Here is a 16,485-nt window from a genome sequence, read left to right on the forward strand (position 1 = left end):
CGACCTCGTCGGGGGGCTTCCGGCATTTCTGCATGTTCCGGCCCGTCCGCTCTTGTCCGCGGTCCGGCACAGGCGAATCATTGACTCCACGGTGGTCGCGATCGCCGGCCGTCGGGTGACGTCGGTGGTGGACGGCGACGGGTCGGCCACGGAAATCGTTTGGGTGCGGGCTCGTCCCGCACGCGGAGGCGATGGAGATGTTCATTCAGGTCTGGCAGGGAAAGGTCCGCGACGAGCAGGGGTTGAAGGACTGCCTGCAGCGGTGGACGGACGAGCTGCGCCCCGGCGCCGTGGGCTATCTGGGCAGCACGTCGGGATTCAGTGACGACGGCACCTTCGTGTCGGTGGCCCGGTTCGAATCGGAAGAGGCGGCCCGCCGGAACAGTGAACGTCCGGAGCAGGGCGAGTGGTGGGCCGAGGCGGAGCAGTGCTTCGACGGCGAGATCGTCGTCCACGACTGCCGCGACGTCGAGGTGTGGATGGAAGGTGGCTCCGACACCGCAGGATTCGTTCAGGTGATGGAGGGGCACAGCCCCGATGTCGGGCGGATGAAGAGCCTGCTCGTGCAGAGCCAGGAACGGGTGCATGAGTTGCGACCCGAGATCATCGGCGGCACGTTCGCCACCTACGGCGACGACGGGTACGTCGAGACCATGTACTTCTCGTCCGAGGACGAGGCGCGTGCCCACGAACGGATGGAGATACCCGACGATCTGCGGCCGCTGCTGGAAGAGGAGGTGCGGCTACAGGGCGATGTGCACTACTACGACCTGCACGCACCCATTCTCACCCCGAGCGGCAGGGGATCCGGGAGAACCGTCGGTAGGAAGTCCGGGCCGTGACGACACGGCCCGGACCAGGATCAGGGTCTCGGCCTGTGGGGCAGGGCCCGGGTGAGTCGCGGCGCCCAGCCGTGGGACGGCCAGCGCTTGAGCCCCAGCCGATCCGGCGTCAGACGGGTGTCGACGAAGAGCTTCTCGAGTTCGGGATCGGCGTCGCCGAGGAAGCGGTAGAGGATCGTGCCGCCGTTGTCCTCGGTGCGGGAGGCCGCTTCCCACCCGGTGGCCCGGTAGGCGCCGCGGACGATGTTGTCGGCGACGACCAGGATGGGCAGGCCGTCGATCCGGCGTGCCGACGCTCCGGCCGGCCACGGACGGTCGGCGAGCCCACGGACCTGCTCGGCGGACGCCGATTTCGCCTCGGTGATCCGGAGCACGACGCACGGCGTGGGCAGCTCGGGTGCGGCCTCCGCGGAGTACTGACGAATCAACTCCTCGACGGGACGGGCCACCCGGTCGGATTCCTCGGTGGCGCCGACGAGATTGGTCAGCACGATCTCGCCGTCGTGCGGTTCGAGCAACCCCAGTACCGAGACGAGGGCCTGCGCGGTGAAGCCGGCGGCGTGATCGGCGTCCACGGCCGGGGCCACCCGGTCGGCCACGACGTAGTGACCTACGGAGTAGCCGGAGTCGTAGACGGCACGGATCCGGCGCACGGCCGCGTCGGTTTCGGGGGTCTGTGCGGGCGCGGCTTCGCCGCCGGCGGCGAGTTTGTGGTCTTCGCCGAGCGCGGTCCAGGTCAGGACGAACAGCCGGTTCCCGCGGCCCTGCCCGACGTGCAGGACGGTATGGTCGCGCGGGTCGACGAGGGCGTACACGTAGGCACCGAGCTGTTCGACGACCGTCGCCGGCAGCGGGTCCGGGGTGGGGGTGCGGTCGTCGACGTCGGTGACGATCTCGCGCAGGACGGCCAGACGCAGCGCCACCGGCACGGTTCCGGCGGAGCCCCCGAACAGTTCGCGGTTGGCTGCATCGACAGAGCCGAAGGTGCGTCCGGTGTGGCGGGCCAGGGCGGCGAGCGCATGCGTGAACTCGGCAAGCCGCCGGCGAGGGTCCGCGGCGGTGTCGGGCAGCTCGTTGCTGGTCAGGAACATCTGGATCTCGGGGGACTCCAGGAGGATCTGGGCGATGTTCTGAGGAACTGTCCACACGGTACGCATGAGGCGACTGTAGGCCAGTCTTTCCCGGGCAGCGGGTTACGTGCTCAAACGCGCCGCACAAGGAGGTCGGTCACCGTGCGGACACCCCGTCGTGGTGTCGCGGACATGTCCCCGTGGTGTGACGGCAGACACGTTCGAAGGGGTCGTGTGCTACACGAAGGGCACGATTCCCGGCACCCCTGCTCCCCGGGAGTGGCTCGTCGCTTAACGTAGACACGTGAGCATCCCAGTCCCCGATGCCGCGCGGTCTGCGGCGAGCCCAGCATCGAACTGGCCCGCGATTCTGACGTGGCGGGCGTACGACGTTCCTCGGATGGAGTCGGTGCGTGTCCAACTGAGCGGCGATCGCATCAAGGCGGCGGGCCGGATCGTGGGCGCGCAGTGCGCGGAGCATCCCGCGTTCAGCGCGTCGTACGACCTCGTGACCGACGAGAACGGTGTCACGCGCCGGTTGTCGGTGCGCACGACCCTGGCCGCCGGTGAGAGGCACATGTCGATCAGCCGGTCCGAGGAGGGCATCTGGATGGTCGACAACGGCACCCAGCACCAGCGGTCGGCGTTCGGCGGTGCACTCGACGTCGACGTCATCCTCAGCCCGTTCTTCAATGCGCTGCCGATCCGCCGCTACGGGCTGCAGTCCGGCGCGGACGAACTCGAGGTGCCGGTCGTCTACGTGAATCTGCTCGATCTCGGCATCGAGGAGGCCACGCTCGTCTACAGCAGCGCAGCCGACGGCATCCACGTCCTGTCCCCGGTGTCCAGTTCGTCGGTGACGGTCGACGGCGATGGGTTCGTCGTGAACTACCCCGGCCTGGCGGGACGGATCTAGGACGGGTCGGTCAGGAGAGGTCGGTGCCCTCCACCGCCATCGCGAGTGCCAGAGCCGTGGACTCGCCGGGATGACTGCCGTGCCCGCCGGTCCCGGAGGTCAGCCCGACCACCTGTACGCCGATGGGGAGATCACCGCCGCCCGGAGCAGGGACGGACACCGCCGGTACGCCGAGCACGCTGAACGGGATGCACATCTGCAGCAGTGGCCCCCGCAGCGCCGCGGGATCGCTGTCGAGCGCGGCCGAGCGCAGCGGGGTCGTGACGGTGATCAGCGCATCCAGCCCGTCGTCGCGCCGTAGCCGGCGCAGGACGTCGCGGCGCAATCGGACGGCCGCCCGCACGGCCCGGACGTAGTCCGTCGCCGGACGGTCCCGCTGAGCCGCGAGCAGCGCCGCGGTGGCCGGCTGGTAGAGGTCCGGGTCGTTCTCGAACCAGCGCTGATGGGTTTCGTACGCCTCCGAGCCGGTGACGACGGGATAGACGCCGAGGAGGTCGTCGGTTTCCGGCAGGGGCACGTCCCGCACCTCGGCACCGAGATCGGTGAGGGTGCGGCAGGCGTCGTCGAGCGCGGACTCGAACGCAGCGGGCACGTCCCAGATGCCGCCGCGCAGCCGTCCGACCCGCAGTCCCGAGACGGGTGTGCGCAGGTGCGCGATTCCGGGCAGCGCGCCCCAGGCCAGGGCCGCGTCGAGGACGTCGCGGGCGAGCAGGCCCACATGATCGAAGGTGGTGGACAGGGGGAAGACCCCGTCGACCGGCAACGCGCCGAACGTGGGCTTGAGGCCGACGACGCCGCACAGCGCCGCCGGGGTGCGCACGCTGCACCCGGTGTCGGTGCCCAGTGCCAGCGGCACGATGCCCTTGGCGACGAGCGCCGCCGACCCCGAGGACGAGCCGCCGGTGATGCGGGTGGGATCGTGCGGGTGCCGGGCCGGCCCGGCCGCGTTGACCAGGCCGCTGGGCCCGTACGCGAACTCGTGCAGGTGGGTCTTGGCGACCACGACGGCGCCGGCCTCGCGGAGCCGCTCGACGATCCTGGCATCCTGCGCGGCCGGCGCCGCGTCGGCGAGGACCTTGCTGCCGCAGCGGGTCGGCATGCCCGCGACGTCGATGTTGTCCTTGACGGCGACGGCGACACCGTGCAGCGGACCGATCCAGTTGCCGGCCGCGAGCTCGGCGTCGGCGCGGGCCGCCGATTCGAGGGCCGCGCCGTCGTTGCGGGCGGCCACGAGATTCGACCACGGCGTGCCGTCGAGGGCGTCGAGGTCGGCCAGCACCTGCCGGACGTGTTCGGTGGCGGTCAGCTCGCCTTTCGCGAGTGCCGCGGTGGTGTCGCGCAGCGTCACCGCGTCCACACCTCGCCGCGACGACCCGCCTCGCGCAGTCGGGCGAGCCAGTCGTCGTCGCCGGGGACGACGCCGGTGACGGGTCGGCGGTCGCGTTGCTCGAACCGTCGCCGGGCGGCGTGACCAGCGGCGGTCAGCTCGGCGGTGCTGCCGTCGGCGAGCTGTTCCCGAGCGACCCGCAGCACCTCGAGGGTTTCGTCGAGGGCCGTGAGCAGCGCCGGGGCGTTGCCCTCACACATCGCGTCGACCAACGTGGGGGTGGTCCCGGCGACGCGGGTACCGTCGCGGAACGATCCCGCCGCCAGACCCAGCGCCAGGTCGCCGCCGGCGGCCCCGGACAGTGCCAGCGCCTCGGCGAGCAGATGGGGCAGGTGCGAGACGCGGGCGACCGCCGCGTCGTGCTCGCCCGATTCCGCGGGTACGACGACGGAACCGCAGTCGAGGGCGAGCTCGGCGACCTGCGTCCACACGTCGGGGTCGGTGCCCTCGTCGACGGTGACCACCCACACCGCGTCGCGGAACAGCTCCGCGAATCCCGCCGACCACCCGGACTCGGCGGTGCCCGCCATGGGATGGCCCCCGACGAAGCGTGCGGAGAGTCCGTGGGCGGCGACCAGGGCGGCGACCTGCGACTTGACGCTGACCACGTCCGTCAGCGCCACGTGCGGGGCGTGCTCGGCGACCGCCGCGAGCACGGCGCCGACTGCGGGTACGGGCACGGCGACGACGACGAGGGCGTCGGATTCCGCGGCGCGCCGCAGCGTGGCCGGCAGGTCGGTGGAGGCGTCGAATCCGTCGGCTCGGGCGGCCTCGACGGGCTCCGGCGAGCGGTTGTACCCCCAGGCCTCGCGGCCCGCGGCGACGGCCGCACGCAGCAACGATCCGCCGATCAGGCCGAGGCCGAGTACGCACACGGGCGGGGTGGACGCGGAGGTGGGCACCCGACCAGGTTGGCACATCGCCCGCTGGACTTCATTCACGGGACCGCGCCGACTACCGTTGCGCCCATGGCTGCGCAGCGTGCGGGGAACAAGAGTCCCTCCGTGAGTTCGACCGAGGATCTCGACGGGTTCGGGGTCGCCGTGACGCGGGAGGACGGTCGCTGGAAGTGCAAGGCACTGTCGGCGGCGGTGTTGACGAGCCTCGAGGTGGCCGACCGGGAGCTGCGCGAGTTGCGCAGCACCGGGGCGATCTTCGGGTTGCTCAACGTGGACGACGAGTTCTTCGTCATCGTCCGGCCGGCCCCGTCGGGCACGCGTCTGCTGCTGTCGGACGCGACGATGGCGGTCGACTACGACATCGCCGCCGACGTGCTCGATGCGCTGAACATCGAGATCCCGGACATCGACCCCGACGAGCTCGACGACATCGAGCCGTGGGAGGAGGGCGACCTGGGAATCCTGGCGGACCTGGGATTGCCGGAGCCGGTGCTGGCGGTGATCGCCGCCGAGACCGACCTGTATCCGGACGAGCAGATCGACGAGATCGCCCAGCGGCTCGGGTTCGACGATGTGCTCGCCACGGCGCTGGACAAGCTGCGCCGCTAGATGGGCCTGCGCGACGACGAGGCGCTGATCCGGGCCGCGCTGGAGGCGGCCGCCGCGGCGCCGGCCGGGGACGTGCCGGTGGGTGCCGTCCTGTTCGCCGCCGACGGGACCGAACTGGCCCGGGCGGCGAATTCGCGGGAGGCGACGGGCGACCCGACGGCGCACGCGGAGATCCTGGCGCTACGCGCGGCCGCGAAGGTGCACGGCGACGGCTGGCGCCTCGAGGGCACGACGCTGGCCGTGACGCTGGAGCCGTGCACGATGTGCGCGGGCGCGCTGGTGCTGGCCAGGGTGCATCGCGTGGTCTTCGGGGCGTGGGAGCCGAAGACGGGTGCGGTGGGGTCGCTGTGGGACGTGGTGCGTGATCGCCGGCTCACCCATCGTCCGCAGGTGCGCGGCGGGGTCCTCGAGAAGGAATGCGCCGCAGTGCTCGAGGACTTCTTCCGCGCGCAGCGGCTCCCGGAACCGTCGTGACCTGGGGATTTCAACTCCGGGACCGAATCCGGTAAAGTCGTGGGCGGTGGCGTGTCCGAGCGGCCTAAGGAGCACGCCTCGAAAGCGTGTGACGGGTAACCCCCGTCCGAGGGTTCAAATCCCTCCGCCACCGCCATGAACGGCCCCGATCCGATTCACCGGATCGGGGCCGTTGTCGTTCGTCGAATGTGCAATTCTCGTCGGGTCACCCGGCGTGTCGTGACGACAACTGCGCACTCGTGACCGTGGCCGGGCGCGACGGCGCCCAGCCCGGAGGGCCGAACACGTACCCCAGCTTGTCGCGCCCGCGGGTCGCGGTACGCCAGTCGCGGGCGATGGCCTGGTATTCGTGCGTCTGCAGCCGCCAGATGTTGTAGGTGCCGACGGGCTTGGTGAGTCCGTACGTGGGGCGGTGGGTCTCGCGGCGGAAGGTGCCGAACAGGCGGTCCCAGAGGATCAGGATGCCGCCGTAGTTGCGGTCGAGGTATTCGGGGTCGCAGCCGTGGTGCACCCGATGGTGCGACGGGGTGTTGAAGACGAACTCGACGGGCCGGGGCAGCGTGCCCACCCGCTCGGTGTGCACGAAGAACTGGTACACGAGCGAGACGGAGAATCCGACGAACACCATCCACGGCGGGATGCCGAGGAAGGGCAGCGGCAGCCACATGAGGATCTCGCCGCTGTTGTTCCACTTCTGGCGCAGGGCGGTGGCGAAGTTGAAGTACTCGCTCGAGTGATGCGCCTGGTGGGTCGCCCACACCAGGCGCACCCGGTGTGCCGTCCGGTGGTACCAGTAGTAGAGCACGTCGATGCCGAGGATCAGGATCGCCCACGTGTACCAGGCGTCCGCCGGTAGGTGCCACGGTGCGAGATACACCCAGATCGCCGAGTAGCCGACGAGAGCCAGCACCTTCCACGCGGCGCTGGTGCCGATGGAGACGAGTCCCATGGAGATGCTCGTGCGTGCGTCACGGGCCTCGTAGCCACCGCGGGGCGGGCGGGTGTGCCCGTCGGCCCCGGGTTCGACGTGCTCGAGCGTGCGCGCGGCGGCCCACTCGAGGGCGAGGAACAGCAGGAACGCCGGGATGGCCAGCGCGACGGGGTCGTGCAGGGGCTCGAGCAGCGACGCCCAGGACGCCGTCAGGGTCTCCCACATTCGGTCCTCCGGGAGTGATGTGAACAGGCGTCCAATCTACCGGAATGTGTTGCCGGTCACTACGGAGGTCCGGCGGTCACCGGGGCAGCGGCCGGCCGTCGGGGCGCAGGCCGGCGAGGTAGATCGCGATCATCCGGGGCACGAGGCCGGGCACGACGTCGTCGACGAACCGCACGTGGGGGCGGGTGAGCCGGGCGACCGCCATGATCACCTCGATCGGCTGGACGTCGTCGCGGACGAGGCCTGCTCGCTGTGCGGCGTGGACGAGTTCGGTGACGCGCGCCTTGGTGCCCTCCCGGATCTCGAGGACGTCACCGGGCAGTTCCCGGTAGCTCTCGACGATGAGGGCCGGAATCAGGGCGCCGAGCCGCAGCCGAACGGCGGGGTCGACGAACTCGGCCCAGGCGCTTTCGGGATCCGACACCATCGCGGCGAGGGCGCGATCCGCGGCCGCGCCCGCTTCGGTGAGGGTGCGACGGGCCACCGCGTGCGCGAGATCGTCGCGCGTGGGGAAGTTGCGGTAGAGGGTGGCGATGCCGACGCCGGCACGCTCGGCGATGGCGTCGAGGGGCGCGTCGTGTCCCCGTTCGGCGAGCACGTCGCGGGCGGCGAGGATCAGGGCCTCGCGTCGGCGGGCGGCGTCGGCGCGCATGCACTCTCCTGTGGTCGGCGGGTTGACATCCCCGCTCCTACCGGAGGAATATACTCCACATAAACGGAGAGCAATCCTCCACTTCAAGGAGTCGTCATGGCCGCCCCGACCTCCTCCCCGGACCCCGCCACCGCCCGGCACGCTCCGCCCGACGCAGTTCGTGTCGTCGGTGTCGTGCTCGCGCTCACCGCCGTGATCGCCCTGATGCTGTTCGCCTTCGCCGCCCCGGCGGTCGAGAGCGGCCCGCACGGGCTGAAGATCGGGGTGGCCGGGCCGGATCCGGCCGTCGCCCGGATCGAGGCCGGTCTCGCCGACGCCCGGCCCGGCGCGTTCTCGCCACAGCGATACGACGACGTGGAGGCGCTGCGCACGGCGATCGAGCAGCGTGCGGTCGTCGGCGGTCTCGCCGTCGAACCGGACGGGCCCGCGATGTATGTCGCCGGCGCGGGCGGGGCCCCCGTCGCGCAGGTGCTGACCGCCACGGCCGCCGGACTGTCGCAGACACTCGGGCGGCCCGTCCCCGTGCGCGACGTCGTGCCGCTGCCCGCCGACGACCCGGCCGGGGCCGGCCTGAACTCGCTGGCCCTGCCCCTGGTTCTCGGCGGTCTGGTGCCGGCGATCGCGCTCGTCAGGTTGTTCCCCGGGCGCGTCGGCCTGCGCGTGCTCGGCGCGATCGGCTTCGCGGTGCTCGCGGGGCTGACTCTCACTGCCGTCCTGCAGTTCGGGTTCGGCAGCCTGACCGGGAACTACTGGGCGACCGCGGGGGCGCTCGCGCTGAGCCTGGCCGCCGTCTCGCTGCCCCTGCTGGGCCTCGAGTCGCTCTTCGGCCTGCCCGGCTTCGGTGCCGGTGCGGTCCTGATGCTGTTCGTCGGCAACCCGCTGTCGGGCTTCGCGACCACCGCGGCGTGGTTGCCGCAGGGATGGGGTGCGTTCGGCCAGTTGCTGCCACCGGGCGCCGCGGGGACCGTGGTCCGCTCGGTCGCCTTCTTCGACGGACACGGCGGTGGGACGGCGGTGCTGGTGCTGAGCGCATGGGTCGTCGTCGGGCTCGCGCTGTGTGCGGCGTCGGCGCGTCGGCGCACGGTCACCGCGTGACCGGCGATCGCGGGACGGGACTCGCGCGCTTTTCCCCCGGTTTGGTAGGAATTCTGTGTCCGTCGCCGCCGGCGGCGCAGGATCGAACCGAGGAGCGCGACGTGCACATCACCGCCCGGGTGGACTATGCCGTGCGCACGCTGCTCGAACTCGCGGCGGCAGGCGAGGCGCCCGCCAAGGCCGAGAACCTGGCGCGGGCGCAGAACATCCCGCACAAGTTCCTCGAGGCGGTGCTCGGCGACCTGCGCCGGGGCGGGCTGGTGCGCAGTCGCCGCGGCCCGGAGGGTGGGTACTGGCTGGCGCGGCCGCCCGAGAAGATCTCCGTCGCGGACATCATCCGCACCGTGGAGGGCCCGCTCGCGTCGGTGCGCGGCCAGCGGCCGGAGGACGTGGTCTACACCGGACCGGCCGAACGCCTGCGCGACGTGTGGATCGCGGTGCGGGTGAATCTGCGGGCCGTCCTCGAGGAGGTCACCCTCGCCGACGTCGTCGCGGACGATCTTCCCGGGTTCGTGTCCGACCTGACCGCCGATCCGGGCGCCTGGGAGCGACGCCGCACGTGAGCGCCGCCACACCGTGCGGAGCGGTGTGGGCAAACACATATTCTTGCAGGACTCTGCAAATTTGCAGGACTCTGCAAGGTGCGTACCGTGGAAGACGTGACCACTTCGCCCGGCCTGCGCGACCGCAAGAAGGCCGCCACGCGAGCAGCGCTCGTCGCGGCCGCGGCCGACCTCGCGCGGGAGAGGGGGCTCGACGGTGTCACGGCCGACGCCATCGCCGCCCGGGCCGGGGTGTCCACCCGCACCTTCCACAACTACTTCGCCGGTAAGGAAGAGGCCGTCCTCGCGCACCTCGAGGGGTTGGTGCACGCGTGGGTCGGGCGCCTGCACGCGCGGCCCGCCGGTGAGCCCGTGTGGGAATCGATGGAAGCCGTTGCACGGGAAATAGTTTCGGATCCCGGCGGTGACTTCGTCGAGCTGTGCACGACCATGGAGCTGCTCGAACAGAGCCCCGCCCTGCTGGCGCGCCGCGTCGAGATGGAAGTGCGCGCCTCGCAACTGCTCGTCGAGGCCATCGCCGAGCGCACCGGCACCGACCCCCGGGTCGACCTGTATCCGAGCCTGGTCCGCTACGCCGCGGTCTCGGCCATGAAGTCGGCAGTCGAACTGTGGCTCGCCGGCACCTCGGGGGCGACGTCCCCGGAGGAGCTCGTCCGAGCCGCCTTCGAGCAACTGCGACAAGGCCTTTCCTAAGACATCTGCACGACACATCCGGAAGACGAGGTTCCCCGTGGCGACCTATCTCTATCGGATCGGCAAGTTCGCCTATCGGCGAAAAGGCACGGTCCTCTCCCTCTGGCTGGCGATCCTCGTCCTCTTCGGAGTGGGTGCGGCCACCCTGTCCGGGCCGACGACCGACTCGTTCTCCATCCCGGGCACCCCCGCGCAGCAGACGCAGGACCTGCTCGCCGAACGGTTCCCGAACGCCGAGGACCCGATGAACGCGCTCAGTGCCCGCTACGTGTTCGCCGCCCCCGAAGGCGGGACCCTCGACGAACCGCAGAACCTCGCGGCGATGAACGAGGTGCTCGCGGCGATCCGCGGCATCGACAAGGTGGCCGCTGCCGCCAAGATCGACCCGGCAGTCGCCACCCCCGAGCAGCAGGCCGCCGTCCTCGTCGACCCCGTCGCCGCGAACGCCGGTCTCGTCGAACGGATGAAGGCCGCCGCGGAGCAGCAGGGCAAGCCGGAGGAGACCGCGCTCGCCGACGCGGCCGCGCTGTCGCCGCTGAGCCCGGACCGTACCGTCGGCTTCGTCACCGTCCCGTTCGAGGGCGGCTTCGGCGACGTCGACGACACGATGCGTGAGCAGATCGCCGCGGCTGCGGAGATCGGCCGGGACGCAGGGCTGAACGTCCAGGTCAGCGGAACCGCCGCCGCGGAGGCCGAGATGCCCGGTGGCGTCACCGAACTCATCGGCATCGGCATCGCCGCCGTCGTCCTCGCCATCACCTTCGGCTCGCTCGTCGCCGCGGGCCTGCCGTTGATCACCGCCATCATCGGCATCGCCATCGGCAGCCTCGGAATCACCGTCGCCACCGGTTTCGCGGACCTGAGCTCGATGACCCCGACGCTGGCGATCATGATCGGTCTCGCCGTCGCGATCGACTACTCGCTGTTCATCGTCTCCCGGTTCCGCCACGAGATCACCGTCACCGCCGACCGGGCCGAGGCGGCCGGACGTGCCGTGGGCACCGCAGGCTCGGCCGTCGTGTTCGCCGGCCTGACCGTGATCATCGCCCTGATGGCGCTCAGCGTGGTGGGGATCCCGTTCCTGTCCGCGATGGGGTACGCGGCCGCATTCACGGTGTTCATCGCCGTGCTCATCGCGATCAGCCTGCTGCCCGCGATCCTCGGCCTGTTCGGGCGCAAGGCGTTCGCCGGCCGCATCCCGGGCCTGAAGGACCACGATCCGGAGGCCGACACCGACACCCCGAGCGCCGCCCAGCGCTACATCCGCTGGGCCACCGGCAAGCCGCTGATCCCGCTCGTCGCCGGCGTGCTGCTGCTCGGCATCCTCGCGCTGCCCGGCGCGAACCTGCAGCTCGCCCTGCCCACCGAGGCGACCGGCGACCCGAAGACCAGCGCCCGGCAGGCCTACGACCTCGTGAACGAGGCGTTCGGTCCCGGCCGCAACGGTCCGCTGCTCGTCGTCGCCGACGCCCGCGAGACCACCGTCGCGCCGCAGGAGTCGTTCGGGGAGGTCGTGCAGCGCCTGTACGAGCAGGACGAGGTGGTCAACGCCCAGGTCGTGGCGGTCAACGAGGCCGGTGACACCGCGCAGATCATGGTCACCCCCCGGTCGGGCCCCAGCGAGCCGGCGACGATGGATCTCGTCTCGAGCATCCGCGACCAGGAGGCCCAGCTGAACGACGAGATCGGCGTCTCCTACGGCATCACCGGACAGACCGCCCTCGAGGGCGACGTGTCCGAAACCCTGCAGAGCGCGCTCGTCCCGTATCTCGCGGTGGTCGTCGGGCTCGCGTTCATCCTGCTGATGCTCGTGTTCCGGTCGATCCTGGTGCCGCTGACCGCGACCCTCGGATTCCTGCTCAGCGTCCTGGCGACGTTCGGCGCCACCGTGGCGGTCTTCCAGGAGGGCTGGGGCGGGCTCGTCTCCAACCCGCAGCCGATCGTCAGCTTCATGCCGATCTTCCTCATCGGTGTGGTGTTCGGGTTGGCGATGGACTACCAGGTCTTCCTGGTGACCCGCATGCGGGAGGAATTCGTCCACGGCGCCTCCGCGAAGGAGGCCGTGCGGATCGGGTTCGCCCACGGCGCCCGGGTGGTCACCGCCGCCGCGGTCATCATGATCTCGGTGTTCGCGGCCTTCATCGCGGAACCGAACTCGTTCATCAAGTCGATCGGCTTCGCGCTCGCCGCCGCCGTGTTCTTCGACGCGTTCGTCGTGCGCATGGTGATCATCCCGGCGGTGATGGCGCTCCTCGGCGACAAGGCCTGGTGGCTGCCGAAGTGGCTGGACCGCATCCTGCCGAACGTGGACGTCGAGGGCGAGAAGCTCCGCCGTGAGCTGACCGCCCCCGAGCCCACCCGCGAGCCGGCGCACACATGACCGGGCCCGGGCACCTCTTCCGTTCCCGCGGGGGCGGAAAAGGTGCCGGGAACCGGGCCCCTGCACCGGTAGCGTGGTGATCATGCTGGTCCGGTTGCTCCTGCGGTTCCTGCGCCCGCACCGCGGGGCGCTGCTCGCGGTGGTGCTGCTGCAGACGGTGGCCACCGGCACCATGCTGATCCTGCCGGCCCTCAACGCCGACCTGATCGACTACGGCGTCGCCCGCGGCGACATCGGCTACATCCTGACCACCGGCGCGGTGATGCTGGCGATCAGTTCGGTGCAGATCGGCTGCTCGATCGGTTCGGTGTACTTCGCGGCGCGCACGGCCATGGCGGTCGGCCGCGACGTGCGGCTCGCCGTGCTCCGTCGCGTCGGCGAGTTCTCCGCCCGCGAGTTCGGCCGGTTCGGCGCGCCGTCGCTCATCACCCGCAACACCAACGACGTGCAGCAGGTGCAGATGCTCGTGCTGATGAGCTGCACCATCGTGGTGATGGCCCCGATCATGGGCATCGGGGGCATCGTCATGGCGCTGCGCGAGGACGTCGGCACGTCGCTGGTACTCGTCGCCGCCGTGCCCGTCCTCGCAATCACCATGTTCGTCCTGATCGCGCGGATGGTGCCGGCCTTCCGCGTGATGCAGGTGCGCATCGACGCCGTCAACCGGATTCTCCGCGAACAGATCACCGGGATCCGCGTGGTGCGCGCGTTCGTCCGCGAGCCCACCGAACGGGAGCGGTTCGAGGTCGCCAACGGGGAACTGACCGACACCGCGTTGCACGTCGGCCGCATCAACGCCCTGCTGTTCCCGCTCGTGATGCTCATCGCGAACGCCACGAGCGTGGCCGTGCTGTGGTTCGGTGGCCACCGGATCGACACCGGCGACATGCAGGTCGGGTCTCTCACCGCGCTGCTGAGCTACATCATGCAGATCCTCATGGCGGTGATGATGACGTCGTTCGTGGCGATGATGGCGCCGCGCGCGGCCGTGTGCGCCGAGCGGATCCTCGACGTGCTCGACACCGAATCGTCGCTGCCGACGCCGGCCCGGCCCGTCCGCACCCTCGCCACCCCCGTGACCCTCGAGTTGCGGAGTGCGGCGTTCGCGTACCCCGGTGCCGACGCGCCCGTCCTGCGCGACGTGACGTTCCGGGCCGAACCAGGCAGCACGACCGCCGTGATCGGTGGTACCGGCTCCGGCAAGACGACCCTGCTCCGGCTGATCCCGCGGCTGATCGACGTCACCGCCGGCGCGGTCCTGGTGGGCGGCACCGACGTGCGCGAGCTGGACCCGCAGGTGCTGCGCTCCGCGATCGGTCTCGTACCGCAGCGGGCCTACCTGTTCTCCGGCACCGTCGCCGAGAACCTGCGGTACGGCCGCGCCGACGCCACCGACGACGAACTCTGGCACGCCCTCGAGGTCGCGCAGGCGGCGGACTTCGTCCGGGCGATGCCGGAGGGACTCGACACCCTCGTCGCCCAGGGCGGCACGACGGTCTCGGGCGGACAGCGTCAGCGCCTGGCCATCGCCCGGGCGCTGGTCCGCCGGCCGTCGATCTACCTGTTCGACGACGCGTTCTCGGCTCTGGACCAGGCCACCGACGCGCGGCTGCGGGAGGCGCTGTTCCCGGAGACCCGCGATGCGTGCGTCGTGGTCGTCGCGCAACGGGTGTCCACGGTGCTCGACGCCGACCGCATCGTCGTCCTCGACGGCGGGGCCGTCGTCGGCTCGGGCACGCATCTGGAGTTGCTCGCGAGCTGCCCGACCTACGCCGAGATCGTCGAGTCGCAGCGCATGGTGAACGCATGACCGAGCGCAAGGAGGCGGGACCGCGGCTCGGGGGTGTGGACCCGGGCGCCCCGGAGAACCGGGCTCGGCAGAAGTGGCCGGCCACCAAACGGCTCGTCGGCCTGTTGCGGCCGCATCGGTGGGCCGCATCCGTGGTGCTCGTGCTGGCCGTGCTCGGGGTGGTGGCGTCGTCGGTGGCGCCCCGGGTTCTCGGTCACGCGACCGACCTGATCTTCAGCGGGGTGATCGGCCGGCAGCTGCCGGCCGGGTTGTCGAAGGAGCAGGCCGTCGAGGCGCTGCGTGCGCAGGGACGTGACCAGTTCGCGGAGATGGTGTCGGCGATGTCGCTCGTGCCGGGCGCGGGCATCGACTTCGCCGCCCTCGGCCGCACCCTCGTGTTCGTGCTCGCGCTGTATCTGCTGTCGTCGGGCCTGATCTGGCTGGCGGCGTACGGGCTCAACGAGATCGTCCAGCGCGTCATCCGCGACCTGCGAACCCGGGTGGAACGCAAGGTGCATGCGCTGCCGCTGCGCTATTTCGACTCCCACTCCCGAGGTGACCTGCTCAGCCGCGTCACCAACGACATCGACAACATCTCGCAGGGTCTGCAGCAGTCGATCAGCCAGCTGGTGCTGTCGGTGCTCACCCTGCTCGGCCTCGTCGTGATGATGGTGTGGATCTCGCCGCTGCTCGCACTCGTCGCGATCCTCATGGTGCCGGCGTCGGTGGTGGTGACCGCGGTGGTGGCGAAGCGGTCGAAGCGGCACTTCGTGACCCAGTGGAAGACCACCGGCAACCTCAACGGTCAGATCGAGGAGGCCTTCACCGGCCACGAACTCGTCACCGCGTTCGGCCGCACCGCCGAGGTCGAGCGCCGCTTCACCGAAACCAACGACGAACTGTTCCGGGCCGGGTTCCGGGCCCAGTTCGTCTCCGGGCTGGTGATGCCGCTGGTGATGTTCATGAGCAACCTCAGCTACGTCGCGATCGCCGTGCTCGGCGGGTTGCGGGTCGCGTCGGGCACCGTCAGTCTCGGCGAGGTGCAGGCCCTGATCCAGTACTCGCGCCAGCTCGGCCAGCCGCTCGGTCAGATCGGCGCGATGGTCAATCTGCTGCAGTCCGCGGCGGCGTCCGCCGAGCGGGTGTTCGAGATCCTCGACGAACCCGAGCAGGAACCCGATCCGCCGGCCCCCGTCACCCCGTGGGGGCGGTACGGCCTGGTCGAGTTCGAGGACGTCTCGTTCTCGTACCTGCCGGAGCGGCCGCTCATCGAGCATCTCGACCTGCGGGTCGAGCCGGGGCAGATGGTCGCGATCGTCGGACCGACCGGCGCCGGCAAGACCACGCTGGTGAACCTGATCCTGCGCTTCTACGAACTGGATTCGGGACGCATCCTCGTCGACGGCGTGGACATCACGACCATGAGCCGCGACGAGCTGCGCTCGCGCATCGGGATGGTGCTGCAGGACACCTGGCTGTTCGGCGGCACCATCCGCGACAACATCGCCTACGGCCGGCCGGACGCCACCGAGGACCAGATCCTCGAGGCCGCACGCATCAGCTACGTCGACCGGTTCGTGCGGTCCCTGCCCGACGGCTACGACACCGTGATCGACGAGGACGCCGGCAACATCAGCGCGGGGGAGCGGCAGCTGATCACCACCGCCCGCGCCTTCCTCGCCCAACCGTCCATCCTGATCCTCGACGAGGCCACCAGCTCGGTCGACACCCGCACCGAGTTGCTCGTGCAGCATGCGACGGCGGTGCTGCGCCGCGATCGCACCAGTTTTGTGATCGCGCATCGGCTCTCGACCATCCGCGACGCGGACCGGATCGTGGTGATGGAACACGGACGCATCGTCGAACAGGGCACACACGACGAGCTCCTCGAGGCGGGCGGCGCCTACTTCCGCTTGTACGACGCGCAGTTCCGCGCCCTCGTGGAGTGAGGGTCGGCAGG

At 70.7% G+C, this 16,485-nt stretch carries 15 protein-coding genes and 1 tRNA gene; 11 read left to right on the plus strand and 5 right to left on the minus strand.

Annotated features, from left to right (window positions below):
* The first annotated feature begins 197 nt into the window (after positions 1-197).
* The gene (locus tag OEY_RS28555) at positions 198-842 is read left to right on the plus strand and encodes a hypothetical protein (RefSeq protein WP_043805521.1); all 645 of its coding nucleotides are present in this window, start codon (positions 198-200) and stop codon (positions 840-842) included.
* 20 nt (positions 843-862) lie between these two features.
* Here OEY_RS28555 and OEY_RS0115935 read toward each other — a convergent pair whose 3' ends face one another.
* Positions 863-1,999: a GIY-YIG nuclease family protein gene (locus tag OEY_RS0115935; protein ID WP_010594847.1), complete on the minus strand. Its 1,137-nt coding sequence runs from the start codon at positions 1,997-1,999 to the stop codon at positions 863-865.
* 217 nt (positions 2,000-2,216) lie between these two features.
* On the opposite strand from OEY_RS0115935, the gene OEY_RS0115940 reads away from it, so the two are divergent.
* A complete protein-coding gene (locus OEY_RS0115940) occupies positions 2,217-2,828 on the plus strand; it encodes a putative glycolipid-binding domain-containing protein (protein WP_072786589.1) in 612 nt (203 codons plus the stop codon).
* A gap of 10 nt (positions 2,829-2,838) precedes the next feature.
* Here the strand turns inward: OEY_RS0115940 and OEY_RS0115945 are convergent, their stop codons facing one another.
* Positions 2,839-4,185: an amidase gene (locus tag OEY_RS0115945; protein WP_010594848.1), complete on the minus strand. Its 1,347-nt coding sequence runs from the start codon at positions 4,183-4,185 to the stop codon at positions 2,839-2,841.
* Positions 4,173-5,135, minus strand: a complete 963-nt coding sequence (locus tag OEY_RS0115950; protein WP_040273537.1) for a prephenate dehydrogenase — start codon at positions 5,133-5,135, stop codon at positions 4,173-4,175. The genes OEY_RS0115945 and OEY_RS0115950 overlap by 13 nt, the downstream gene beginning before the upstream one ends.
* A 48-nt stretch (positions 5,136-5,183) precedes the next feature.
* On the opposite strand from OEY_RS0115950, the gene OEY_RS0115955 reads away from it, so the two are divergent.
* From OEY_RS0115955 to OEY_RS0115965, 3 genes are all read left to right on the plus strand, one after another.
* On the plus strand, positions 5,184-5,723 hold the full coding sequence (locus tag OEY_RS0115955) for a tRNA adenosine deaminase-associated protein (protein WP_017681614.1): 540 nt from the start codon (positions 5,184-5,186) through the stop codon (positions 5,721-5,723).
* Positions 5,724-6,197 carry a nucleoside deaminase gene (locus tag OEY_RS0115960; RefSeq protein ID WP_010594850.1) on the plus strand — a complete coding sequence of 158 codons (474 nt, stop codon included), beginning with the start codon at positions 5,724-5,726 and terminating at the stop codon, positions 6,195-6,197.
* 45 nt (positions 6,198-6,242) lie between these two features.
* Positions 6,243-6,333 (plus strand) — tRNA-Ser (locus OEY_RS0115965).
* A gap of 69 nt (positions 6,334-6,402) precedes the next feature.
* Here the strand turns inward: OEY_RS0115965 and OEY_RS0115970 are convergent.
* Both OEY_RS0115970 and OEY_RS0115975 read right to left on the minus strand, forming a co-directional pair.
* Positions 6,403-7,353 (minus strand): sterol desaturase family protein, encoded by a 951-nt coding sequence (locus tag OEY_RS0115970; protein ID WP_010594851.1) that lies wholly within the window; start codon positions 7,351-7,353, stop codon positions 6,403-6,405.
* 76 nt (positions 7,354-7,429) lie between these two features.
* Complete coding sequence (locus OEY_RS0115975; RefSeq protein ID WP_010594852.1) at positions 7,430-8,005, minus strand: TetR/AcrR family transcriptional regulator; 576 nt, start codon at positions 8,003-8,005, stop codon at positions 7,430-7,432.
* Between the two features lie 96 nt (positions 8,006-8,101).
* Here OEY_RS0115975 and OEY_RS0115980 point away from each other — a divergent pair, with 96 nt between their 5' ends.
* The 6 genes from OEY_RS0115980 to OEY_RS0116005 all read left to right on the plus strand — a co-directional run bounded on the left by OEY_RS0115980 (position 8,102) and on the right by OEY_RS0116005 (position 16,474).
* Positions 8,102-9,100 carry a hypothetical protein gene (locus OEY_RS0115980; RefSeq protein ID WP_010594853.1) on the plus strand — a complete coding sequence of 333 codons (999 nt, stop codon included), beginning with the start codon at positions 8,102-8,104 and terminating at the stop codon, positions 9,098-9,100.
* A 101-nt stretch (positions 9,101-9,201) separates the two neighbouring features.
* Positions 9,202-9,663, plus strand: a complete 462-nt coding sequence (locus OEY_RS0115985; RefSeq protein WP_010594854.1) for an RrF2 family transcriptional regulator — start codon at positions 9,202-9,204, stop codon at positions 9,661-9,663.
* A gap of 96 nt (positions 9,664-9,759) precedes the next feature.
* Complete coding sequence (locus tag OEY_RS0115990; protein WP_026137973.1) at positions 9,760-10,356, plus strand: TetR/AcrR family transcriptional regulator; 597 nt, start codon at positions 9,760-9,762, stop codon at positions 10,354-10,356.
* A 37-nt stretch (positions 10,357-10,393) separates the two neighbouring features.
* A complete protein-coding gene (locus tag OEY_RS0115995; RefSeq protein ID WP_010594856.1) occupies positions 10,394-12,736 on the plus strand; it encodes an MMPL family transporter in 2,343 nt (780 codons plus the stop codon).
* Between the two features lie 82 nt (positions 12,737-12,818).
* Positions 12,819-14,546 carry an ABC transporter ATP-binding protein gene (locus tag OEY_RS0116000; RefSeq protein WP_026137972.1) on the plus strand — a complete coding sequence of 576 codons (1,728 nt, stop codon included), beginning with the start codon at positions 12,819-12,821 and terminating at the stop codon, positions 14,544-14,546.
* Positions 14,543-16,474: an ABC transporter ATP-binding protein gene (locus OEY_RS0116005; protein ID WP_010594858.1), complete on the plus strand. Its 1,932-nt coding sequence runs from the start codon at positions 14,543-14,545 to the stop codon at positions 16,472-16,474. Before OEY_RS0116000 ends, OEY_RS0116005 begins: the two co-directional genes overlap by 4 nt.
* Positions 16,475-16,485: the final 11 nt, after the last annotated feature.

The sequence above is a fragment of the Rhodococcus sp. P14 genome (genome assembly GCF_000256505.1).
GTDB lineage: Bacteria > Actinomycetota > Actinomycetes > Mycobacteriales > Mycobacteriaceae > Rhodococcus > Rhodococcus ruber.